The following is a 24,685-nucleotide window of genomic DNA, read 5'->3' on the forward strand; positions in this document are numbered from 1 at the left end:
TAAGAATCCAGGGTAAAACTCGAGCGAGCAATACCAATGAGCTCCCGAAAGCGAGCTAATGTCTGAACGTCATGAGCTTTAACAACTGAGGTATCAGATGCCTTAAATAAATAGCGGTAATAACTATCAGCAAGGTCACCACGAAAATGAAACCAGAAAACTGTCCAGGGTGTTTCAGGGTCAGAGCGGTATTGGTGGGCTGTTTCAGGCGGTAAAATAAACAGGTCCCCTTGGTGAATCTCCCCCTTGTAGTGACTCGTACTTAGATAACCCTGCCCTTCAGCACAATAAATAAGAATATAGTCGTCATGCGCAATTCTCTCCATCTCATGCTTTGCTGCGCTGGGGTAATAACCAATCGACGAAGCAAAGATTTGGCGAGCTATTGGATGAAGCGCGAGCTGTTGCAGAATATGCTTTGGCACACGAATTCGCGTTGCCTGCCTATCCGACAGAGGCCAGTTAGAGGGTTCGCTCATATATAACACTCAGTCAAAAAGCAATATAATCCATATCGATCGCAATTTAGTCAATGACTCTATGCATAATTGTTAGTAGAGTGGCTATCAAATATAAAACATTAGAAATATAAGTTTTACTCGTCTACGACCTTCATTAGCATTCTAAATACTGCATAAAGAATAATAAGGACTCCAATCATGCCTCATCAAGTTCCACTCTTAATCAATGGCGAATTTGTTCACAGTGAAAGCGTGCAAAAACAAAACGTTCTTAACCCCGCGACACAAGAGGTACTTGCAGAGGTCTCATTCGCCACGAAAGGCGAAATTGATCGCGCCGTTGAAGGCGCCAAAGCCGCATTCTTAGAGTGGAAAGAAACCCCTGTCAGTGAGCGCGCTCGCTTGATGCTACGTTACCAGTATTTGTTAAAGGAACATCAGCGTGAGATTGCCGAGATTCTTGCTAAAGACACGGGTAAAAATATTGAAGATGCTATGGGTGATGTATGGCGCGGTATTGAAGTTGTCGAGCATGCTTGCAACATTCCTTCCCTGTTAATGGGTGAGACTGTCGAAAATGTTGCTAAGGGCGTAGATACCTATAGCCTGACCCAGCCGCTTGGTGTGACGCTCGGTATTACCCCGTTTAACTTTCCGGCAATGATTCCGCTTTGGATGTTCCCTATGGCAACAGCCTGTGGAAACGCCATGATCCTTAAGCCCTCTGAGCAAGTTCCCTTAGCGACTGTTCGTTTATTAGAGCTATTCCAGGAAGCCGGGGCACCCAAAGGTCTGGTGCAAATGATTCATGGTGGCAAAGACCAGGTTCACCAACTTATTAAACATCCTGATATTCTGGCGACCTCATTTGTTGGTTCAGTACCTGTTGCCAAAGATGTGTATCTAACAACCACTCGCGAGATGAAGCGTGCTCAATGCTTTGCCGGTGCGAAAAATCACATGGTCGTACTACCTGATGCCGACAAAGACACCGTCATGAACGCATTAGTCGGCGCTACGGTTGGCGCTGCCGGACAACGCTGCATGGCAATTAGCGTGATTGTTTTTGTTGGCGAAACAATCGTCTGGGCAGATGAGCTCGCTGAACGCCTAAAAGCGGTTAAGCCCGGCACTTGGGACTCACCTGATTCAGCTTATGGGCCTTTGATTAGTCCTCAGGCTGTAGAGCGTGTTTCAGGCTTGATTCAAAAAGGAATAGATCAAGGTGCTAACTGCTTGATAGATGGTCGAAACATTGTTGTAGAAGGTTACCCTAATGGCAACTGGTTAGGCCCTACACTCTTCACCGGCGTTTCGACTGAGATGGACATATACCAGGAAGAAATTTTCGGGCCAGTTGTGTCATGCATGAACGTTGAAACGCTTGAAGATGCAATCAATTTGGTTAACAGTAACCCCTACGGCAACGGTACCTCAATATTTACCCAATCTGGCGTTAGTGCACGAAAATATCAGCACGAAATAGAAGTTGGTCAAGTTGGTATTAACCTGCCCATTCCCGTTCCGCTACCTTTCTTTTCATTTACTGGTTGGAAAGGCTCGTTTATGGGGGATTTACATGCTTACGGAAAGCAGGCAGTCCGCTTTTATACTGAGACAAAAACAATTACAGCAAGCTGGAAATCATCTCCTGCGCAAGCACCCAACATGTCGATTAGCTTAAAGTAGACAGATTAATTTATAAGGCCACCTAAAGTATTATATTTTATGAATTACGACTTAAACGAAGATCAGCTCGCTTTCCAGGAAACAGCAAAACGTTTCGCAGAGACAGAACTTGCACCTCAGGCTAGTATATGGGACGCAGCCTGCGAGTTCCCGAAGCAAGCCTTTGTCGAAGCAGGTAAACTTGGGTTTATGGCCATGTACGTGCCAGAGGCTGATAAAGGTATTGGTCTGTCGCGATTAGACAGCTCCATTATTATGGAAGAACTAGCGTCCGGCTGCACCTCTACCGCTGCGTTTATTAGCATCCATAATATGGCGTTTAATATGCTCGCTCGCTATGGGCGTAAGTCTCTGGTAGATCAGTGGTCAGAAGCGCTAGCATCAGGGCGTAAACTCGTCAGTTATTGTCTGACTGAACCGGGAGCCGGGTCTGACGCTGCCTCACTAACGACCAGTGGAAAACTCGAAGGCGATCACTATATCGTTAATGGTTGTAAAGCCTTCATATCCGGCGCTGGCGATACTGACCTTTTAGTCACAATGCTTAGAACTGGCGAGGCAGGCCCAAAAGGTATTACTTGCCTTGCCATACCCGCTACAAGTGAAGGTATCAGTTTTGGTAAGAAAGAAGAAAAGCTCGGATGGAGCAATCAACCGACCCGCTTGATTCATTTTGAGAATGTACGCGTACCCAAAGAAAACCTTTTGGCACATGAAGGTGACGGTTTCAAGTTGGCGATGGAAGGCCTAGATGGCGGCCGAATCAATATTGCTGCCTGCTCAGTCGGTACTGCGCGCGCGAGCCTGCGACAGAGTATTAGCTATGTTAAGGAGCGCAAGCAATTCAATCAGACGATTGCCGATTTTCAAGCCACCCAGTTCAAACTGTCTGATATGCTGACAGAGCTTGTAGCCTCTCGCCAGATGATCCGCCTAGCCGCATTTAAACTCGACCAAGGTGCAGCCGATAAATCGGTTCATTGCGCGATGGCTAAACGCCTAGCGACTGATCTCGGTTTTAAGATTTGCGATGAAGCCCTACAATTGCACGGTGGTTACGGCTATATCAAGGAATACCCTATCGAACGTTACTTTAGAGATACGCGCGTGCATCGTATTCTCGAAGGTACTAACGAAGTAATGCGCTTAATCATTGCTAGAGCCTTGTTATCTGATGAAAACTTCCAGCTTCTCGGATAAGCTAGTAGGCAAGCTTCGCGCATTCCAATCTTCTGAAAAAGGAAAGAACACCCGCTATGACACAAGAAAATCAGACTATTTCCCCTAGTGACAAAATTATTGTTACTGTCGATGGTCATATTGCTAAAATTACTATCAACAATCCACCTGCAAATACCTGGGACTTGGAAAGCCTTGGCGCGCTTTCAAGCGTCATCGTAAAACTCAATGCAATGAGCGGAATAAGTGCCTTAGTCATACACGGGCAAGGCGAAAAGTTTTTCTCTGCTGGTGCAGACCTTAAGCAGTTTAGTAGCGGCGACAAGATACTTTCAAAAGATGTTGCACACCGTTTTGGCGAAGCATTTGAAGCCCTTGCAAGTTTTAAGGGTGTATCCATCGCGGCTATCAATGGTTACGCGATGGGTGGAGGTCTTGAGTGTGCACTTGCCTGTGATATCCGTATCGTCGAAGAACAGGCTCAGGTTGCACTGCCTGAAGCAGGTGTTGGTCTTTTACCATGCGCTGGTGGCACACAGCGGTTGAGTTGGTTAATTGGCGAAGCGTGGGCAAGTAAAATGATCTTGCTCGGGCAGAGAATGGATGCCGAAACAGCCGTTCAAACCGGATTAGCACTAGAAAGTGTACCGAAAGGCGAGGCCTTATCAAGCGCCATGAACTATGCACAGTCTGCAAGTAAGCAAAGCCCCGATGCTTTGTTTGCCTGTAAAAAGCTTTTAAGTACAGCTCGAGAAAACGCCATATCGCTTTCACTTCAGCATGAGCGCACCGAATTCATTAATCTAATTGGTGGTGACAACCAACTTGAAGGCACTAATTCGTTTCTCGAGAAACGCTCTCCAGAGTGGAAAAAGTAAATGAATAAATCATCACAAGCAACTGAGACTGTCGAAACAACAGCGTCCGAAGAAGTGCTAGTCGAAGTACTTGCTGCTAAAAATGGCAGTGTGGGAGTTTTAACACTCAACTCCGAAAAGACGCTAAACGCCCTATCGCTTCAAATGGTCCGTTTACTCACGCAGTCACTAAAAGATTGGGCAAGTAACGATGATATTCAAGCTGTAATTTTAAAGGGGCAAGGCAGCAAAGCCTTTTGCGCTGGCGGCGATGTCCAAGCACTTTATCGCTCTGCGATAGCACAACAAGACGGTGCTTGTATCGATGCAGAACAGTTCTTTTTTGAGGAATATCAACTCAATTATCTTATTCATACTTATTACAAACCGATCATTTGTATTGGGCATGGCTTTGTCATGGGTGGTGGTTTAGGTTTACTCGCTGGCGCCAGTCATCGAGTTATCACCGACACCACTAAACTGGCTATGCCCGAGATAACTATTGGTCTGTTCCCTGATGTAGGTGGAACACAATTTCTTAATCAGGTTCCCTATAATCTAGGATATTTTCTGGCGTTAACGGGCGTAGCTATTAATGCAGCCGATACACTATTTTGCCGCTTAGCTGATTTTGCCATTGAGTTAAATGATGTCGAAAAGCTGATTCATGCAATATCCAAGCTTGAATTTTCAGAAGAAAATGATAACAACCACCTCTTGGTAACAGAAGCTATAAAGGCACTAGAGCTTACAAGCAAACAACTTCAAAGTTCGCAAATAAAGCTAAACCTACAAGTGCTTGAGCAGGCGTGCCAGCATAACTCTTTATGTTCAATTACGGATGCAATCGTAGCTTTTGATGAAAGTAACACTTTTCTCAACAAATCTAAGCAAACTTTACTTGCTGGCTCCCCGTTATCTCTTGTTGCGATTTATGAGCAGTTAAAACGCCATCGTTATACTGATTTACAAAACGCTTTTACAAGCGAGCTGGTTTTAGCGACCAACATGATCCGTCATCCCGATTTTGCGGAGGGCGTTCGTGCGCTATTAATAGATAAAGACAAAACACCTAAGTGGGAATACGCGCACTATACCCATATCCCAAGTTCCGTTATTGAGTCTTTATTTAGTAGGCCTTGGGATAAAAACCCTTTAGATGGGCTACTGGCTTAAGCAAAGCTTCTTATAAATAACAAAGGGGGCTATTCTGCCCCTTCCAAGATTGGGAAAATAATAATGACAACGATCGCGTTTATAGGTCTAGGGAACATGGGACGTCCCATGGCAAAAAATCTTGTAAAAGCGGGTTACAACCTGCGGGTATATGATTTAGCCAAGACTCCACTAGAAGAGATGAAGCAACTCGGTGCGCATGTCGCAAGCTCGGCATCACAAGCGTGCAAAGACGCTACTATCCTTATATCCATGCTGCCTGCAGGTAGGCATGTGTTAGGGCTTTATCTTGAAGGCGAAAAACTATTATCAATCATTGATAAAGAAACCTTAGTGATTGATTGCTCAACGATCGAAGCGGAGTCTGCTATTAGCGTACATAACGCAGCAAAAGATAAAGGTATTTCAATGCTTGATGCTCCTGTTTCAGGTGGCGTCGCAGCCGCCGCCGCAGGAACACTGACATTTATGTGTGGAGGTTCAGAAACCAATTTTGATAAAGCAAAACCTGTTCTTAGCGCCATGGGGAGCAATATATTTTTGGCAGGGACTGACGGAGCCGGGCAAGTCGCTAAAATGTGTAATAACATGCTCCTTGCTATTCATATGATTGGCACAAGTGAAGCATTGAAATTAGGTGAAAATAACGGTTTGGATGCTAAAGTACTTTCTGAAATAATGCTCGCAAGCTCAGGAAAGAACTGGAGTTTAGAAAAGTATAACCCTTATCCTGGCGTCATGGAGACCAGCCCTGCATCGAATAACTATCAGCCTGGTTTTATGGTCGACCTAATGACAAAAGATCTTGGTTTGGCGGCCTTAAACGCACAAAGTACTGGAAGTAACACGCCACTCGGTAATGCAGCCTATGAAATGTATCAAAAAAAACAAGCTTCAGGCGATGGATTAAAAGACTTCTCGAGTATTATTGAGCTTCTTTCTTAAGTAAGTACAAAAAAATTAGCTTACTACTGTTGTAAGCCCTTTCCCTTAGATAAACTCTTATGCCTGCGCGCCTATTTCTTTTATAGGAATAGGTTAATTTATCGTTTCTTCATTAAGGCTTTAACCGTGCTTTCTACGCCTCAATATAAGACTATTTTAATCATAGCGTTTTTACACTTTTTTACTGGTAAGGCGCTTGCTGCCGAAATTATTACCGAGTCACATGGCTTTGCTTTGTACGGCGACCTTAAATACCCGCAGGACTTTTCTCATTTTGACCATGTCAATCCTAACGCCGCCAAAGGTGGGAACCTGCGTCTAATGGGTTTCGGTTCTTTTGATTCTCTAAACCCTTACATTTTAAAAGGAACCAGCCCCTTCAATTCTCCGGGAATGTTTATGTATGGGTTTACAGAGCTAAATGAAACTTTATTAGCAGGAACCGGAAGCTACTCACCATCAGGCGATGAACCACAAAGTGCCTATGCCCTGTTGGCCGCTAAAATCCGTTACCCCCAGAATTATGCTTGGGTCGAGTTTGATATCCAGCCAGAAGCACACTTCCATGACGGGCACCCGGTCGACGCTGAAGATGTTGTGTTTTCATATACTACCCTTACAGAAATCGGGCACCCGCGTTTCAAACAAAGCCTTCGCGCCGTTACCAAAGTCAAAGCGATTGACGCCGATACAGTGCGCGTTGAGTTCGATCAGGCCGACCAAGCTGCAAATATCTTACGATTTGGTGAAATGCCGATATTACCCGCGCACTTCTGGGTGGATAAAGATTTCGAACGCAGCTCCCAAACCATTCCACTGTTAAGCGGGCCTTATAGAGTCGGTGACGTAAAGGTTGGCCAGTCAATCAAGTTAGAGCGTGTAAAAGACGCTTGGTTTACTAAGTTGCCTAAGGGTGAATTAAATATCTATAAAGGTAGATATAATTTCGATACCGTAGTGATAGATTTTTACCGCGATCAGTCAGTGGCATTTGAGGGCTTTAAGTCTGATAGCTTTGATCTGTTTTTCGACTATACCGCAAAAAACTGGGCTAAGGCCTACGACTTCCCTGCCTTGAATGAAGGTAAGGTCATTAAAGCGGAAATTAAACATGATATTCCCAGCACCACTCAGGCTTTTTTCTTTAACAACCGCCGTAAGATATTTTCCGATCCAAAAGTCAGAGAAGCACTGAGCTTAATGTTTGACTTTGAGTGGACGAACAAAGCCCTTTTTAATGGCGCTTATAAGCGAAACCAAAGCTACTACCCTAATTCAGCATTCAAAGCTACTGGCCTCCCTAGTGAAGAGGAGCTTGAACTACTATTGCCTCATAAGAAAAATTTGCCTGTTTCCCTATTTGAGTCTGCCTTTTCCCTACCCAAAACTAAAGGCAATGGAAATATTCGTACAGTACAACGCAGAGCACTCAATCTTTTAAAACAAGCTGGCTGGATTTTAAAGGATGGTGAATTAAGGCATGCAAACAGCGGAAAAGTATTTAGCTTCGAAATACTCATTCGTCAGGCTGGAATCCAGCGCGTTATTCTACCTTTTGTGAAGAACTTACAAAAAATCGGTATTACTGCAGAGCCACGGCTAATCGATACAGCTCAATACAAAGTACGGTTAGATCAATTTGATTACGATATGACGACTGTTTCTTTGTCTCAGGGTCAGGCCCCCAGTTACGAGCAACGAGACTACTTTCATTCCGATACGGTTAATATCGAGGGCAGCCAAAATTATGCGGGTATCAATGACCCTGTCGTTGACGACCTGCTTGGCCATGTATTGCGAGCCAGGACCCGCGCAGAACTGATAGTCGCAATGAATGCGCTAGACCGAGTACTCTTATGGAGACACTATAGCATTCCAAACTGGCACCTAAACTACCACCGTCTTGCCTATTGGGATCGATTTGCTCGTCCAAGCACTCAGCCGCCCTATAAGCTTGGTGTTGAGAACTGGTGGCGTAAAACAAGCAATGATTAGGGTTTCCCATTTCCTGTAACATTCCTGTCATAAAAACTTAATATCCTGTATTGGTCGTATCACACACAAAACGGGAATCAAGCAATGATCGCACAGAAACTACGTATACTTGGCTTATCAACGGTTATGGCTCTTGGTGTAGCTGCGTGCGCAAGCACGGATACAAAAGAAGCTACTTCAGCGTCTGAAACAATGCAAACGCAAACAAAGATGTCAGTAAAGGTACCGGCATTATATGAAGTACACCACGATGGCCGTATTTACTTTTTCTATGATAAAGCCTTATACCAATCTTTCCTTAAGACTGGGCATACTGCTTACATGGTTGCACGCATCGGTGCAGGCCCTAAAGGCGAAACCCTAAAGTTTGCTTTGACAGGCGAAGATAAGAAGAAGCGTTCAGGTATTCCAAGTATTGATCTGATTGAAGGCACTGTAGCGCCAGCCCAGCCATTCTATGGTGAAATGCGCATGGAAGGCCGAATCTACGTCTTCAGCACACTAGAAGATATGAATAGCGTTCGAAAAGTAGGCGAAGCACCTTATCGTTTCACAGAAATCGGTTCAGGACCAAAAGGCGAGACTGTTGTCTATGTGCTAAACAAGACAAACAAAAAGCACAAGCCGCTTGAATTGATTACAGAGTTCAAGAAGCAAAATAACATGTAGTTGATAGAACTGATTGCCTTATTTAAGCAATGAGGCAATCATTTATATGCAGTATTCATTTATTCCCTTATCGTGCTAGTAAGCAACGATCAACTGTAAAAATCGCTACTTATCTAACAGCCTGCCATCGTCACTTATAAGTCAGTGAGAGGAAGATTAAATAATCAATTCGTTCGACAAACGCATTATCCGCTATTAAAAAATAGCTATCCAGGTTGTTAAATATGGACACCCAGACTATATTTATCTTATGTCTAAGTGCCTGCCATCAAATTCAGTACTGTTACTTCTCACCACTCTCTTTTTATTGGGTTTATGTAGTGCATCTCACGCTACTTTTGAAGTTGGAACAACTTCCAGTTCACATACCCCTATTGGGCAAGGCATCCAGTACATAGAAGCACCTAACGCTGAGCAGACTATCGAATCAATATTGAGTAACGAACCCCGATGGCAAACCAGTACCCAGCAAATATTTAACCGGGGGTATAGTAATTCAGACTGGTGGCTTAAATTTGACGTAATAAATATTGGAAGCGACAGCCAGTTTTACCTAGAATTTGATTACCCTGTTCTCGATTATCTAGATGTCTATCTAGTTGCAAAAAATCAAATAATCGAAAAACACTTTATGGGAGACAAACTTAGTTTTTCGGAGCGCCCACTTAAGCACCGCTTATTTATACTCCCCCTTGACCTGCCTTCGTCACAAAACATAAGGGTTTACGTTAGAGCCAAATCCTCAAGTTCACTGCAAGTCCCCATTAAGTTATGGCGCCCTGAAGCTCACCGACAAGCAGATAGCGCAACCAATCTCGTTCATGGCGTGTATATGGGAGGCATACTAGTAATCGCCATCTACAACCTCTTGGTATATCTGACCCTTCGAGACAAAGTGTATCTAATTTATGTCAGCTATATTTGTAGCATGTTAATGTTCTTGGCCAGTTTGAACGGTTGGTCTTTTCAATATTTGTGGCCGGAAAGCACTTCCTGGAACGATACGTCCACGGTCATATTCCTGAATGGCGTTCTACTTTTCGCAGTACTTTTTGCTAAGTACTTCCTAAAACTTAGCGAACTAAAAAACCAGCTGTCCCTACAGGCAAATGTTTTGTCGGCTATTTGTTTGGCAGCTATGCTCTGTTACCTATGGTTTCCCTACAATTATTCAATTGTTTTTCTTATACCCTATGCTGCCTTTAGCTGCTTATGGGCACTGTCAGTTGGCGTATATGCTTGGTACGTGGGTCAAAAGTCCGCTGGTTTGTATGTCATATCCTGGACAGGGCTGTTAGTCGGTGGAATTTTATTAGCACTCAGTAAGTTCCAAATCATTCCCAGAAACATTATCACTGACCAATCAGTTCAGCTCGGTTCTTTGCTAGAAGCAATGTTACTTTCTTTTGCTCTTGCTCAGCGAATCAATCATGAACGCTCTGGAAGGATTGAAGCTCAGGAGCACGCTTTAGCAGTTCAAAAACAAGCGAACGATGAATTAGAAGAAAATGTCGCAGCACGAACCAAGGAGCTGGAAATAGCGAATCAACGCCTAAAAGAGCTTAGCGACACTGACCAACTAACCGGCATTAAGAATCGCCGTTATCTTGATCAATATGTTGATCAGGAGATCATCCGAGCAAGACGATACCAGCACCCCGTTTCAATACTACTCATTGATATCGATCATTTTAAAGCTGTAAACGACAACTTTGGCCATTTGGTTGGTGATATTTGTATACAGGCCGTTGCTACTGAGCTCTCAACACAATTGCGCTTTCCTACCGACCTAGCCGCTCGATATGGCGGAGAAGAGTTTTGCATCGTGTTACCTCAAACGGGGCTAGAGGGAGGAATCGTTGTCGCTGAGCGAATTCGAAAACGTATCGATCAGCATGTCATTGAAGCTGAGGGTTTTGATCAAGCTGTCACCGTAAGTATCGGTGTTTATTCTACGATACCTGAAAAAACAGATACAGCTAAGCATCTCTTGGAAAATGCAGATAATGCGCTTTATTCTGCAAAACGAAATGGCCGAAACCGTGTGGAAAGCTATCAAACGAAGCATCAGCAATAATAAAGATTAGTTATTACAGATATGTACTTAGGAGAGTAGGAACTATAACCCGCCCCTTTCGCCATGTCGTCTAAAAACGTGCCTGGGCTTTTACTTTGCGATGAGCTCAATCAGGTAAAAATAGCCTAAACATCATTCTAAATATTGGGGTCATAAATATTGGGGTCAGAGTAACATTCACTCATATCCATGTCCGCAATGTCGTGACTGCTAGTATAAACTTGGGCTTATGTCAGAGGCAGGAAGGTGAAGATAGCAGGCTTCGAGAAAGGTAGCACTCTGTGTTCTTTTCGTTAGTCCACCACATGCAGGTTTGGCTGAATAATCTCTATCTTGATAGGGTGCGCCGCGCGCACCGGCGAAGATTGTGCCCTTCGCTGCCAGAAGGTTCCACCATCAGTATGACTCTGCTCCGTGCTAGCCCGCTTGCGAGCCGTGGAAGGCTCTGCTTACTGGTTAGGGGGTTACCTCAATTTATGTTTGTTTGAGCCACAGGGTTCAGCGGTGCGCATGGCGCACCCTATTAGAGTTGTCTGAGTATTAAATGCGGACATTCATGCCTAAGCAACCCTGTCACGCTGGGCCTAAACGCTATTTTAAAACTATAGGCCGAGTTCGGACCATTAAAATGAAGGCGAAGGAAAATCATCCTCGGGTTCGTCCTTCTTAATTTCTTCAAGGCTTAATTCCAAAGCGCTGGACGTGACCATGGTGTCTTTAGACGGTTCACTTGAATCCCCTTCTCCACCATTCGAGTCATTTAGCTTGATCTTCAAGCGAAGGTTATTAGCAGAGTCAGCGTTCTTAATAGCTTCTTCAAGAGATATTTTGCCTGCTTTGTGTAGATTGAATAAAGCGGTATCGAATGTTTGCATCCCTAAACCTTGGGATTTTTCCATAATTTCCTTTATGCCTTCAATCTCTCCACGCAAGATTAATTCGCTGATAGTTGGCGTTCCTAAGAGAATCTCAATGGCCGCCGCACGCTTTCCATCTACTGTTGGTATTAGACGTTGAGAAATAAATGCACGCATATTCAGTGCTAAATCATTGAGTAGCTGAATACGTCGGTCTTCAGGGAAGAAGTTGATAATTCGGTCGAGCGCCTGGTTTGCGTTGTTAGCGTGGAGCGTAGAAATACAGAGATGGCCAGTTTCAGCAAAGGCTAGCGCGTGCTCCATCGTCTCTCTGTCCCTGATCTCACCAATTAGAATAACATCCGGCGCCTGACGCAGAGTATTCTTAAGCGCGGCTCTATAGCTTCGGGTATCAACCCCGACTTCACGTTGGTTTATTACACTCTTCTTATGTTTATGGACGAACTCTACAGGGTCCTCGATAGTGATAATGTGACCACCTGCGTTCGAGTTACGGTGATCTATGAGTGCTGCGAGAGAGGTAGATTTGCCCGAACCTGTACCACCAACAAATAACACTAGGCCACGTTTAGCCATTACGACCTCTTTTAATACTTGCGGTAAACCCAGGTCATCAGCCTTTGGAATCTCTGTGACGATATTACGTGCAACGATTGAAATCTCGTTTCGCTGTTTGAATATATTGATACGGAAGCGACCAACACCGGAAATTGTATAGGCTAGGTTCATTTCTAGCTCTTGCTCAAATTCCTTTGTTTGTTCGCTATCCATCACGCTATATGCAATATCTTGTATTACCCCAGGCTGTAAAGGCTCTTGCTCTAGCGGTTTTAACTTTCCGTGAAACTTTGCGCAAGGCGGCGCGCCGGTACTTAAATACAAATCAGAACCGTCATTACGTGCTAGCACAGTTAAGTATTTTTCAAATTTCATCGAGAATATCCTATTCGTCAGATCAAGAGAGTAAAGAAATCTAGACAATAAGAAATAGACTATATGTGTGGGTTTCGCCAGCTTGAAATGATTTGATGGATACTTGAGCGGTAAAAACGTGAAGTATGAGAGGTAGTACAAGAAGGGAGGAAGAATTGAGCCATATTGTTTATGTAAAACTGAAAATATGGCTCAATCAGAGCTAACTACTGTTCTAACAAGATGCGTAACATTCTTCTTAGAGGTTCAGCAGCACCCCATAGTAGCTGATCACCTACAGTAAACGCTGAAATATACTCCGGCCCCATTGTAAGCTTACGAATACGACCAACAGGAATGCTTAGCGTACCAGTTACTTCAGTAGGTGTAAGCTCATTAATCGTTTGCTCACGATCATTCGGAATAACCTTAACCCAGTCGTTCGCCTTCGCTAATTTTTGCTCAATCTCTTCCACTGAAATATCTTTCTTCAGCTTGATCGTTAAGGCCTGGCTATGACAACGCATTGCGCCAATACGCACGCACAGGCCGTCAATAGGGATCGGTGTGTCTTCAATGCCTAGTATTTTGTTTGTCTCGGCGCCAGCTTTCCACTCCTCCCTGCTTTGCCCTGAAGGTAGCTGGGTATCGATCCAAGGAATCAGGCTACCCGCAAGCGGCACACCGAATTGGTCTTTTGGAAACTCATCAGAACGCAGCCTTTCAGCGACCGCTTTGTCGATATCAAGGATTGCGCTTGCAGGGTCTGATAGTGGATTAATTACAGTATTATGAATATCACCCATCTGCGAGATTAGTTCACGCATATGCTTGGCACCAGAACCTGAAGCTGCTTGATAAGTCATGGGTGAAACCCACTCAATCAAGTCTTCAGCAAACAAACCACCTAGCGCAATCAGCATTAAGCTGACCGTACAGTTTCCGCCAACGTAGTTCTTAACGCCTGATGCCAGGCCTTTATCGATCACGTCACGGTTAACAGGATCGAGCACGATAATCGCTTGATCATCCATACGAAGCGCAGAAGCTGCGTCAATCCAGTAGCCGTCCCAGCCTGAGTCTCTCAGTGGCTGAAATACCTCTTTGGTATAATCACCACCCTGACAAGTAATGATGACATCCATTGCTGATAATTCAGCAATGTCGGTTGCGCTCTTAAGCTTTTTCTCACTTTGACCAACATCTGGCGCATCTTGGCCAGCCTGTGAGGTTGTGAAGAAAATAGGCTCAACCAATGAGAAGTCGTTTTCTTCTTTCATGCGCTGCATTAGCACGGAGCCTACCATGCCTCGCCAACCAACAAGTCCTAATTTTTTCATCTTGAAAACTCTTTTAAATAATCCAATAAGTCTGTTTTATCGCTCAAAATCTACAAATAACCAAGGTGCTTCAGCTTTTCTTTTCTCTTCATAAGCCTTGATTGCTTCGACGTTTTCTAGCGTTACGCCAATATCATCCAAACCGTTTAACAAACAGTGCTTACGGAAGTCATCGACTTCGAAGCTGTATACTTTACCACTCGGTGAAGTCACGGTTTGTTGCTCTAAATCAATACTTAGTTCATAACCTTCGTTTGCGAATAATTCGTTGAAGATTACGTCAACATCTTCTTCACTCAGAACGATCGGTAAAATACCGTTCTTGAAGCAGTTGTTGAAGAAAATATCCGCAAAGCTCGGCGCGATAACAGCACGAAAGCCATAATCATCAAGCGCCCAAGGCGCATGTTCACGAGATGAACCACAACCAAAGTTTTGACGTGCAATAAGAATATTTGACCCCTGATAGCGCGCCTGGTTAAGCGAAAAGTCCATATTCAATGGGCGCTTTGAACAGTCTTGCCCAGGATAGCCTTCATCCAAATAGCGCAACTCATCAAATAAGTTAATACCAAAGCCCGTGCGCTTGATCGACTTAAGGAACTGCTTTGGCATAATCATATCGGTATCGACATTGGCACGATCAATCGGAGCAACGATACCTTTAACTTGTGTAAACTTTTTCATCGCTTTTACCCCTTAATAAATTCACGTACATCAACAAAGTGACCGGCTATGGCAGCCGCAGCGGCCATGGCAGGGCTAACCAAATGCGTACGACCACCAAAGCCTTGGCGACCTTCGAAATTACGGTTTGAAGTTGAAGCGCAATGCTCGCCTTCACCCAACTTGTCTGCATTCATTGCCAAGCACATTGAGCAACCCGGTTCACGCCATTCAAAACCGGCTTCTAAGAAAATCTTATCCAGCCCTTCTTGCTCAGCTTGCTCCTTGACCAAGCCAGAGCCTGGAACAATCAGCGCCTGCGTTAAAGAGTCTGCAACCTTGCGCCCCTTGACCACTTCTGCTGCCGCTCTAATATCTTCAATTCTTGAGTTAGTACAAGAACCAATAAATACTCTGTCCAGCTTAATGTCAGTAATAGGCATATCTGCTTCCAAGCCCATGTACTTAAGCGCTTTCTCGATGCCCTCTTTCTCAACTGCATCACTAGCGTTGTCAGGGTTAGGCACATTGTTATCTACCGGAAGCACCATTTCAGGAGAGGTTCCCCAGGTAACTTGAGGTTTGATTTCAGAGCCCTCTAGCTCGACAACCTGATCAAAGACAGCATCGTCATCACTGTGCAAGTCTTTCCAGTTTTCGACTGCGGCGTCCCACATCTCGCCTTTTGGCGCGAATGAACGGCCTTTGACATATTCTATGGTGGTTTGATCTACTGCGATCACACCTACTCGTGCACCGGCCTCAATAGCCATGTTGCAAACGGTCATACGACCTTCCATAGATAGCTCTTCAATTGCTTTACCTGCAAATTCGATTGCACAACCTGTTCCGCCAGCCGTACCAATTTTGCCAATAATAGCCAAAACGATATCTTTACCTGTGATACCTTCGCCAACTGAACCGTTCACACGTACAAGCATGTTCTTCATCTTCTTCTGAACAAGGGTCTGGGAGGCCATAACATGCTCAACTTCAGAGGTGCCAATACCGTGAGCCAAGGCACCGAATGCGCCATGGGTAGAGGTATGGGAATCACCACAAACAACCGTCATGCCCGGCAAGGTAGCGCCCTGCTCTGGGCCTATTACGTGCACAATGCCCTGGCGCTTGTCTAACATTTTGAATTCAAGCACGTCGAAAGCTTCGCAGTTGTCATCCAAGGTTTGTACCTGGATACGTGAAACTTCATCGGTAATAGATTCAATTCCGCCAGTTCTGTCAGTTGTCGGGACGTTATGATCAGGTGTCGCGATATTAGCATCAGTTCGCCATAAAGGACGACCAGCCAGACGTAAGCCTTCAAAAGCCTGCGGTGACGTTACTTCGTGCAGAAGTTGTCTATCGATATAGATTAGTGAAGAACCATCTTCACGCTGCTTAACCAAGTGGGAATCCCACAATTTGTCATATAGCGTTCTACCAGCCATAACGTACTCCAGTGTTGCTTAAGGCCTAAAATTTGATGCCTGATACTTGATATCAAGCGTGCACTAATAATATTATCCCAGATCAAATAAAACAAATTCATATTTGTTATATTATTGATTCCAATTTGGAATACCTGTTAAGGAAAGGTACAAAATGGATATAGATTCTTTATTAGCATTTGTGACAGTTTACAAAGAGCGCTCATTTTCAAAAGCAGCCGAACGTCTATCAATTACTCAGCCCGCCATCACAAAGAGAATTCAGGGACTAGAACGTCAACTTTCGTGCAAACTCATTGAGCGTTTGCAGCGCGACCTCCTGTTAACCGAGGCTGGCGAAGCGCTGTATCCACACGCTCTGTCCATCCTGCATGAAATTGATAACGCAAAGCATGCAATCAAGAATTTGTCTCACAATGTAGAGGGTGAACTAAGAATTGTTGCCAGTCATCATATAGGCCTACACCGACTTCCCTTAATCTTAAAGGAATTCAGTAAGCGCTATCCTGAAGTTGACCTTAAGCTTAATTTCCTTGATTCTGAAAGCGCCTATCCGATATTGGGTGATAATCAGGCTGATATTGCTTTTATTACCATCCCGGACCAATTAAGTGATGACTATATATGTCACCTTTCTTGGGACGACCCTATGAGCTTTATTTGTAGCCAACATCATGAGCTTGCCAGCTTAACAAGCGTAACACCCCCTGACCTTGCAAAGCACAACGCAATTCTGCCCTCACGATCCACGCTCACTTACCGCGTCGTCGAAGCTATGTTTCATCAATCGAAATTAATGCTAAACGCGAGCATTCCAACGAACTATCTAGAAACCATGAAGATGATGGCCGGAGTAGGCATGGGTTGGAGCGTGCTGCCAAACACGATGATTGATGAAGAGCTGAAAGTATTACCGATCGATCTTTCGAATAGCTACGGCACCGAATCAGAATTGACCAGAAATCTTGGCGCCGTGAGTTTCAGAAAAAAGAGTATGAGCAACGCTGCAAAAGCCTTTATTGAAGTGGCTGAATCCATTTGGGGACGGCAGGTATCAGTACAAAAAACTTAAATTGGTTAACGTACCGAGGCAATCGCACCGTTAGAGATTCATCATCTCAACAATAACTGTTTTCGCAACAAAACCAAATACCCCCAAACCAAGCGCAAAGAACAGGATAAATGTACCGAATTTACCGGCATTTGAGCGTTTAGCCAAGTCCCAAACAATATATCCCATATAAAGAATTAGCGCAGTGACCAGAACATATAACGAAATAGACTCAAACTGCTCAACACTCATGACTTTACCTCTTAACATTAATACTGTGCGAAACAAAGCGCGCGATTCTACTTGCTCTTAGCTGTTTCGTTCAAGAAAACTAATGTTAATTTAATAAGTTAGAGTATTCAGACTAGATTAGGCTCTGGTTTTATAATACTGGCGGTGAAGCTGCTCAGGTTTTGCACCAAGAAAGTATGCCGCACGTAGCCTCCACATCAATAATACGGTTTTTACTGCCCCTTCTTTTTCCCACTTGCGTGCTGAAGTAATGGCCTGATCTTTTAGGCATAAGGGCGGAGCAGAACGCTTTAAGCGTTTGCTTAACTCTATATCTTCCATTAAAGGCTGATCTGGAAAGCCGCCTACTTTCCGAAAAAGGCAGGCGCTAACAAATATCGCCTGATCTCCAGTAGCTATACCTGTAAGCCGTGAGCGAATATTGATGAACCAAGAGATTACCTTAAATATCGCGGCAGAGTTATCGAGCTGAATATCAAAGCGCCCCCAAACGGGTTCGGATGAGATTGCGCCATGTAGCATGTTAATAGCTTTACTTGGTAATACCGTATCTGCATGCAAAAACAGAAGAAGACGCCCTTGAGCTAACTCTGCACCAGCATTCTGTTGTGCGGAACGCCCACACTTTGAGCGAATTAAATGAGCATCCATATCTAGCTCACTTATAAGTGAAGAAATTATCTCGCCACTACCATCAGTACTACCGCCATCGACCAGCAGCACTTCGCAGCGCTTACTAGTGAGAGTGTTGAGCTTGCGTAATAAACGCTCAATATTTTCAGCTTCATTAAATACGGGAACAATAATACTCAGGTCAATCGAGTGCGCCACCGCAGCTACTCCCCTGTCCTGCAGTGCAACCATAGCAGTGGTCTGCCACAACTATCGTAGAACCTTCTATAGCCTGCCCTAAAATATCGCTTAGATGCATTCTATTTTTATCAGATGCTATCAATCCTCCCTCCAGTCTAAGCATTGGCATATCAAGCATCTGATTGAAATCACAATCAAACACATGGCCCTGCCAGTCAATACTTATCAAGCTGCGACACATTACCGAGGTAAGGTTTTCCTTTGCATACGACTCTTTCAATAGATCCATATAGTTATGAAATTCGCCCTTGGACAAAAGCACGCTCCCAAAGCGAGAAATAGGCATATTCGTTATTGTGAAAAGTTGGTCAAAGAGAATATCGAAATTTTCATAGAGCTCTTTTTTATAATCCTGCTCTAGCTGTTGCTGAGGAGGAGGTAGGAACGGACCACCAGGATTATAAACTAAACTCAAGGTCAAGCCGCTCCCTTCGACTCCATAACCTAGTTTGTTTAGGAGCTTTAAGCTCTTGATGCTATCTTCGAAAACACCTTTCCCTCTTTGTTGGTCGACATTATCTTTCGTGTAACAAGGTAGAGACGCGACAACTTCCACCTCGTTAGCAGCCAGAAACTCAGCAAGGTCTTCATAGCCAGGTTCTTGCAGAATCGTCAAATTGCAGCGATCAATAACATGCACTCCCAGTGACCTTGCTTCTTCGACCAAGTAACGAAAATAAGGGTTCATTTCCGGTGCGCCGCCCGTTAAGTCCAGCTGTGAAATGTCTTTTTCTTTCAACAAAGCCAATACCAAGTCGATATTTGATTTGTTCATTAGCTCTTTACGGGTCGGCCCTGCATTAACATGACAGTGCGTACAACTAAGGTTACATAGGTATCCCAGATTTACCTGTAAAGTTTCTAGCCTATTTCGCTTAAGCGAAGGGAACTGCGTTTCGACCAATAAAGGGCGGCTATCTAACATAAAGATCCTGTTTTTGTATTGATATGATCTCTTAGGACTACAATCCGCGCCATAGGTTCCATATCAATCGTATTAATTCTATAAAAATGCGGGCAAAGGATGCCTAAAAAGCATTACCCCAGCCAAAGCCAGAGTGTGGCCAATTCTACAACAAACATGATTGCAGTGATGCTTTGCCAAAACCGCAGCGGATTTCTTTTTGCAAGTGGTATATGGGCCTTATCCATAAACTCCGAATTAGGATGTTCGAGATCATAAATAAATTCTGACAAGGCATCATATCGAAGTTCTGTAGAAATCTGTAAAGCTTTTTCGATCGCACCATCCATCCATTCGGGAACCATTGGGTTAAACTCTCGAGCTGGCTGATATTTTAGTCGATAAAATTCATTGGTAGACTGACTGGTCTCAAATTTTTCGCCATAAGGCTGTTGTCCCGTCAGCATTTCGTAGAGAACAACAGCAATTGAAAACATGTCGGACTTTAAAGAAGCTTTTCGTCCCAGCTTATACTCTGGCGCACCATAGGTGTCAGTTCCCAGTACTTGCTCACGTTCAAAGGGTGATTCTATTTCAGCAACACCCGCAATAAAGCAGGAACCAAAATCTATAATCGTTACCTTACCCTCGTCATCGACCATTATATTTTCTGGTTTAATATCCTGATGCAAAGTCTCTTTACGATGCATAGCACGAACACCCTTCACTACCTGATGAATTATCGACATAACTCTTTCGATACCGGGCTTTGGATTTGCTTTCATCCACTCAGCTAGCGTTTGGCCCTCAACATAATCACAAACGTAATAAAGGAACTTTTGCCCTCTTTCACTTTCATGAATATTTACTACGTACTTACTGTTAATACGGCCAGCTACCCAGGGTTCCAATACAAATCGCTCTTTGTACGCCAAATCATCATCATAATTCACTGAAGGCGTTTTCATAGCATGTAACTTGTCAGTGTTATGATCTTTTACCAAATATACTTGTGATCGATTACTGGCATGTAGCTCTTTTATCACATGGTAGCCGTCAATAGACATTCCAGGGGAAAGCTCTGGTGGGAAGGGTAAGTCTGAAAGCTTTACGTAGGCATCTTCGGCATTTGGACAAGGCAAAGCATCGACTCTGACAATCTGGCAACTCAAGTTATCATCGGAGCCGTTTTCGAGTGCAATATCAACCAAACTCTCACAAAGCCCGGTAAATTCATCCGACTTGCAATCAACCGCCTTAGCAATGACTTCTTTTATACGTTTATCGTTGATAAAATCATGAATACCGTCGGTACTCAGAAAAAAGATATCACCAGATTCGACATCCTCCGAGTAATAGTCGACATCAAGCATTAAATCCATTCCCATTGCACGAGTAAGATAAGTGGAATCCTTACTTACTCTGGCGGAATGGTCATGCGTGAGCTGCTCAAAGTTATTTCCCCGAAGGCGGTACACTCGGCTATCGCCGATATGAAATATATGCGCGACACGCGACTTGATAACCAAGGTCGACATTGTACTGATATAGCCATGCTCAGCCTGAAGATAACCAACCCCCTGCCCATATAACCAACGATTCAAAGCCGTTAATACTTTTTGAGCTGAGTTTTTAACTGTCCAGGAGTCAGGTGTACTGAAGAAGTCGGAGATAAAGTTCTTAACGCAGGTTTCGCTTGCCTCCTTGCCCGCCTCTGCACTACTGACTCCATCTGCAACAATAGCAACCATTCCCTTTACAGTTAATAGAGGCTCTTTCGGGACGTATATTCCGACAGAATCTTCATTTTGGTGCTTTAAGCCCTTTACTGATATTTGCCCTGCACTTGTACGAAGCCCGCTTTCTAGATGCATCTGATATTTCACTCACTTATTTATTATGGGTATTATTGCGTCAATAAGTAGCAAAATAACACCCCCTTTAGATTAAAATCTTAATTTTCAACGGCATATGTAAAAACGAACGCAATATACTGCCTTAGGATTGAACTCAGCGCATAGTCATGCACCATTATCAACCAAGGCGGAAAACAGCATTTTTTAGCTGCACCACTTTAAAGCACGCGTTTTTTCTCAAACGCTCAAAACCTGGCTATAAAACACGAACTTAAGAATTTTTTTCCTTTTTATTTCAATACCCTATGAAATTATTTCGATACTTGGCATAGCTCATGCTTAATTACAGATAATTGCGTAAACAAGCATTGAGTAACGCTAAAGCTTTTCACTAGTAAATAAGCACAGCGTATGCGCAGATTCTCAGACATACGAGGCCATAGAATGAAGAATAGTAGAGTTGTTGTAGTCGGTAACGGCATGGTGGGTCATCACTTCGTTGACCAAATGATTGCATCCGAAATTGGAGCACACATTACAGTACTAGGCGCCGAAACGCGACCAGCCTACGATCGGGTACATCTCTCTGAAGTGTTCTCTGGCAAAGAGCCAAAAGATCTAGCACTAACAACCCGCGAATTCTACAAAGATAATGGTGTTGATGCGATTTTTGGTGATGCCGTTACAGATATAGACCGTAAAAACAAAATTGTTATCACTGAAAGCGGGCGACGCTTCGATTATGACAAGCTAGTATTGGCAACTGGTTCTTATCCTTTTGTACCACCTATCAAAGGTTCTGAAAGCAAAGAATGCCTAACCTACAGAACAATTGATGACTTGGGTGAAATTAAATCACATGCCCAGACCTCAAAAATTGGTGTAGTTGTAGGTGGTGGTCTGCTTGGTCTTGAGTGTGCAAACGCACTTCAAAATCTAGGGCTTGAAACTCACGTTGTTGAGTTTGCTCCCGGCTTAATGGGTGTTCAGCTAGATGATGGCGGCAGCAAGATGCTTCGCCGTAAGATCGAAGCGCTTGGTGTTCAAGTACATACCCAAAAAGCGACTACGCTTATCGATAACAAAGGTGATAACACAAAACTGCGAATGAACTTCGCAGATGACACGCATCTTGATACTGACATGATCGTATTTTCTGCAGGCATTCGCCCCTATGATCAGTTAGCACGTAAAACCGGGTTAGAAGTTGGTGAGCGTGGCGGTATCGTTGTCGATTACCACTGCCGAACCTCTGACTCGGACATTTTTGCTATAGGTGAATGTGCTCTATATGGCAACATGATCTACGGACTGGTTGCGCCCGGTTATAGAATGGCAGAAGTTGCTGTTCAGCAATTCTCCGACGACGACGAAAAACCTTCGTTTACTGGCTCAGACATGAGCACGAAGCTGAAGCTTCTGGGTGTTGACGTCGGCTCAATTGGCGATGCCCATGGTAAAACGCCCGGCTCAATCGCTTACGTCTACAGTAACGAAAACTCAGAGATCTATAAGCGAATCATCGTATCTGAAGACGGCAATACACTGTTAGGTGCAGTACTAGTTGGCGACTGTTCAGATTACGACACACTTCTTCAATACTACCTGAACGGTATCGAGCTTCCCGAAAACCCTGAAGGAATGATTCTACCGAATGTTGAAGGGGGTGGTCCTGCGCTAGGTGCTTCAGCACTACCAATGGAAGCAACAATCTGTTCATGCCTAAACGTTAGTAAAGGCGACATTATTAACGCTCTTGATTCCGGTTGTTGCAGCGTAGGTGATGTAAAAGGTGAAACCAAAGCAGCTAGCGGTTGTGGCGGTTGCGCAGCACTTCTTAAGGATGTTGTTGATACTGAGCTTGAAGCGCGCGGCGTTACGGTTGATAAAAGCATTTGTGAACACTTCCCTCATACGCGTGAAGAGCTATATCACTTAATTCGTGTCGGTAGTATCATGTCATTTGGCGAACTGGTAGAAAAACACGGTACCGGCCTTGGTTGTGATATTTGTAAGCCTGCGGTAGCAAATATGCTTGCAGCTAGCTGGAATGATTACATTCTAGAAGAGCAACATACAGGCCTGCAGGATACCAACGATACCTTTCTTGCAAACATGCAAAAAGATGGCACCTATTCAGTTGTCCCACGTGTACCAGGTGGTGAGATTACGCCTGAGCAACTGATCGCTATCGGTCAAGTAGGCCAAAAGTACAAACTTTATACAAAGATTACGGGCGGGCAGCGTATAGACTTATTTGGCGCTAAACTTAATGACCTACCCACTATTTGGGGTGAACTAATTGCAGCAGGCCTTGAAACGGGTCACGCCTACGGTAAGTCCTTACGTACCGTTAAGTCGTGCGTCGGATCAACTTGGTGTCGTTACGGAGTTCAGGATAGCGTGGGTCAAGCAATCGATATCGAAAACCGATACAAAGGTTTGCGTACTCCGCACAAGCTAAAAATGGCAGTATCCGGCTGTACTCGTGAGTGTGCAGAAGCGCAAAGTAAAGATGTTGGCATCATTGCAACTGAAAACGGCTGGAACCTCTACCTTTGTGGAAACGGCGGCATGAAGCCACGACATGCTGATCTGTTTGCGACCGATATCAGTACCGAAACGCTAGTTAAATATATTGATCGCTTCTTGATGTTCTACATCAAAACAGCAGACCGCTTACAAAGAACATCTGTATGGATGGACAACCTTGAAGGCGGTATCGAATACCTTCGTGAGGTTATTATTGAAGACAGCCTTGGTATTGCAGCTGAACTTGAAGCTCAGATGCAAAGCGTTGTCGATACTTATCAGTGTGAATGGAAAACTACGGTCGAAGACGAAACAAAACTACGTCGCTTCCGTCAATTTGTTAACTCTGATAAAGAAGATAGTAACGTTGTTTTCGTTGAAGAGCGTGGTCAAGTAAGACCTGCTAGCGAAGACGAAAAATCAAAATTAATCGCTAAGTCAGCTTAATCCAGTACTCACAGATAGGAGAAAATCAAAATGGCACTTAATGAAGTTATCTGTACGAAGTACGATCTTGTAGAAAATTCAGGCGTATGCGCGCTAGTAAACGATGAGCAAGTTGCGATCTTCTACATACCGAGCAGCGAAGAAAAGATTTTCGCAATATCTAACTGGGACCCATGCGGTAAGGCAAATGTTCTTTCTCGCGGGATTGTTGGAGATTTAACCGGCAAGTACGTGGTTGCTTCTCCCCTATACAAACAGCACTTTGACCTTAAGACAGGCGAATGCCTTGAGGAAGAAGACAAATCTGTAACTGTTTACCCAGTTAAACTCGAAGGCGATTCGGTCTTGCTAGCCTAGGCAGCAAGCAAAAAAGTTCTATCAAGCGGGGTGTGTTGGCTGGACTCACGAGGTCGTAAAACAGTCTTCCCACCCCATACATTCTTTCCCTTGTATGTCGCAAGGTTTAGCCCCGAAAGGG

General features: G+C 44.1%; 20 protein-coding genes. 11 read left to right on the forward strand and 9 right to left on the reverse strand.

The window, feature by feature from the left end; all coding sequences use genetic code 11:
- Positions 1–479: AraC family ligand binding domain-containing protein (locus A3763_RS02945; RefSeq protein ID WP_197482717.1), on the reverse strand; the 479-nt coding region annotated here is incomplete at its 3' end.
- Positions 480–659: 180 nt separating this feature from the next.
- On the opposite strand from A3763_RS02945, the gene A3763_RS02950 reads away from it, so the two are divergent.
- From A3763_RS02950 to A3763_RS02985, 8 genes are all read left to right on the forward strand, one after another.
- Positions 660–2,150, forward strand: a complete 1,491-nt coding sequence (locus A3763_RS02950) for a CoA-acylating methylmalonate-semialdehyde dehydrogenase (RefSeq protein WP_068510271.1) — start codon at positions 660–662, stop codon at positions 2,148–2,150.
- A gap of 39 nt (positions 2,151–2,189) precedes the next feature.
- Positions 2,190–3,350 carry an acyl-CoA dehydrogenase family protein gene (locus tag A3763_RS02955; RefSeq protein ID WP_068510274.1) on the forward strand — a complete coding sequence of 387 codons (1,161 nt, stop codon included), beginning with the start codon at positions 2,190–2,192 and terminating at the stop codon, positions 3,348–3,350.
- Between the two features lie 56 nt (positions 3,351–3,406).
- The gene (locus A3763_RS02960; RefSeq protein WP_068510276.1) at positions 3,407–4,207 is read left to right on the forward strand and encodes an enoyl-CoA hydratase; all 801 of its coding nucleotides are present in this window, start codon (positions 3,407–3,409) and stop codon (positions 4,205–4,207) included.
- Complete coding sequence (locus tag A3763_RS02965) at positions 4,208–5,362, forward strand: enoyl-CoA hydratase/isomerase family protein (protein ID WP_068510278.1); 1,155 nt, start codon at positions 4,208–4,210, stop codon at positions 5,360–5,362.
- Between the two features lie 63 nt (positions 5,363–5,425).
- Positions 5,426–6,307, forward strand: a complete 882-nt coding sequence (mmsB, locus tag A3763_RS02970; protein ID WP_068510281.1) for a 3-hydroxyisobutyrate dehydrogenase — start codon at positions 5,426–5,428, stop codon at positions 6,305–6,307.
- 126 nt (positions 6,308–6,433) lie between these two features.
- Positions 6,434–8,302 (forward strand): extracellular solute-binding protein, encoded by a 1,869-nt coding sequence (locus A3763_RS02975; RefSeq protein WP_197470110.1) that lies wholly within the window; start codon positions 6,434–6,436, stop codon positions 8,300–8,302.
- Between the two features lie 84 nt (positions 8,303–8,386).
- On the forward strand, positions 8,387–8,971 hold the full coding sequence (locus A3763_RS02980; RefSeq protein WP_068510282.1) for a hypothetical protein: 585 nt from the start codon (positions 8,387–8,389) through the stop codon (positions 8,969–8,971).
- Positions 8,972–9,221: 250 nt separating this feature from the next.
- A complete protein-coding gene (locus A3763_RS02985; RefSeq protein ID WP_068510284.1) occupies positions 9,222–11,048 on the forward strand; it encodes a diguanylate cyclase in 1,827 nt (608 codons plus the stop codon).
- Between the two features lie 623 nt (positions 11,049–11,671).
- Here the strand turns inward: A3763_RS02985 and A3763_RS02990 are convergent.
- The 4 genes from A3763_RS02990 to leuC form a co-directional block, all read right to left on the reverse strand.
- Positions 11,672–12,859, reverse strand: a complete 1,188-nt coding sequence (locus A3763_RS02990) for a PilT/PilU family type 4a pilus ATPase (protein ID WP_068510286.1) — start codon at positions 12,857–12,859, stop codon at positions 11,672–11,674.
- Positions 12,860–13,065: 206 nt separating this feature from the next.
- On the reverse strand, positions 13,066–14,178 hold the full coding sequence (gene asd, locus A3763_RS02995) for an aspartate-semialdehyde dehydrogenase (RefSeq protein WP_068510289.1): 1,113 nt from the start codon (positions 14,176–14,178) through the stop codon (positions 13,066–13,068).
- Between the two features lie 36 nt (positions 14,179–14,214).
- Positions 14,215–14,865, reverse strand: a complete 651-nt coding sequence (leuD, locus tag A3763_RS03000; protein WP_068510291.1) for a 3-isopropylmalate dehydratase small subunit — start codon at positions 14,863–14,865, stop codon at positions 14,215–14,217.
- Positions 14,866–14,870: 5 nt separating this feature from the next.
- Positions 14,871–16,292, reverse strand: coding sequence for a 3-isopropylmalate dehydratase large subunit (gene leuC, locus A3763_RS03005; RefSeq protein ID WP_068510293.1), 1,422 nt, complete (start codon positions 16,290–16,292; stop codon positions 14,871–14,873).
- A gap of 154 nt (positions 16,293–16,446) precedes the next feature.
- Here leuC and A3763_RS03010 point away from each other — a divergent pair, with 154 nt between their 5' ends.
- Entirely contained in the window at positions 16,447–17,364 is a 918-nt protein-coding gene (locus A3763_RS03010) for a LysR family transcriptional regulator (RefSeq protein ID WP_068510294.1), read from the forward strand.
- Between the two features lie 30 nt (positions 17,365–17,394).
- On the opposite strand, the gene A3763_RS03015 is transcribed toward A3763_RS03010, so the two are convergent.
- The 4 genes from A3763_RS03015 to A3763_RS03030 all read right to left on the reverse strand — a co-directional run bounded on the left by A3763_RS03015 (position 17,395) and on the right by A3763_RS03030 (position 21,246).
- Entirely contained in the window at positions 17,395–17,595 is a 201-nt protein-coding gene (locus A3763_RS03015) for a DUF2788 domain-containing protein (protein ID WP_068510295.1), read from the reverse strand.
- 117 nt (positions 17,596–17,712) lie between these two features.
- A complete protein-coding gene (locus A3763_RS03020) occupies positions 17,713–18,426 on the reverse strand; it encodes a TIGR04283 family arsenosugar biosynthesis glycosyltransferase (protein WP_231872082.1) in 714 nt (237 codons plus the stop codon).
- The gene (arsS, locus tag A3763_RS03025) at positions 18,410–19,393 is read right to left on the reverse strand and encodes an arsenosugar biosynthesis radical SAM (seleno)protein ArsS (protein ID WP_068510297.1); all 984 of its coding nucleotides are present in this window, start codon (positions 19,391–19,393) and stop codon (positions 18,410–18,412) included. The genes A3763_RS03020 and arsS overlap by 17 nt, the downstream gene beginning before the upstream one ends.
- A 113-nt stretch (positions 19,394–19,506) precedes the next feature.
- Positions 19,507–21,246: a bifunctional protein-serine/threonine kinase/phosphatase gene (locus A3763_RS03030; protein ID WP_068510299.1), complete on the reverse strand. Its 1,740-nt coding sequence runs from the start codon at positions 21,244–21,246 to the stop codon at positions 19,507–19,509.
- 426 nt (positions 21,247–21,672) lie between these two features.
- Here A3763_RS03030 and nirB point away from each other — a divergent pair, with 426 nt between their 5' ends.
- Together nirB and nirD are read left to right on the forward strand one after the other, a co-directional pair.
- Positions 21,673–24,207 (forward strand): nitrite reductase large subunit NirB, encoded by a 2,535-nt coding sequence (gene nirB / locus A3763_RS03035; RefSeq protein ID WP_068510301.1) that lies wholly within the window; start codon positions 21,673–21,675, stop codon positions 24,205–24,207.
- A 30-nt stretch (positions 24,208–24,237) separates the two neighbouring features.
- Positions 24,238–24,564: a nitrite reductase small subunit NirD gene (gene nirD, locus A3763_RS03040; protein ID WP_068510303.1), complete on the forward strand. Its 327-nt coding sequence runs from the start codon at positions 24,238–24,240 to the stop codon at positions 24,562–24,564.
- The last annotated feature ends 121 nt before the right edge of the window (positions 24,565–24,685 follow it).

The organism is Oleiphilus sp. HI0128, assembly GCF_001635365.1.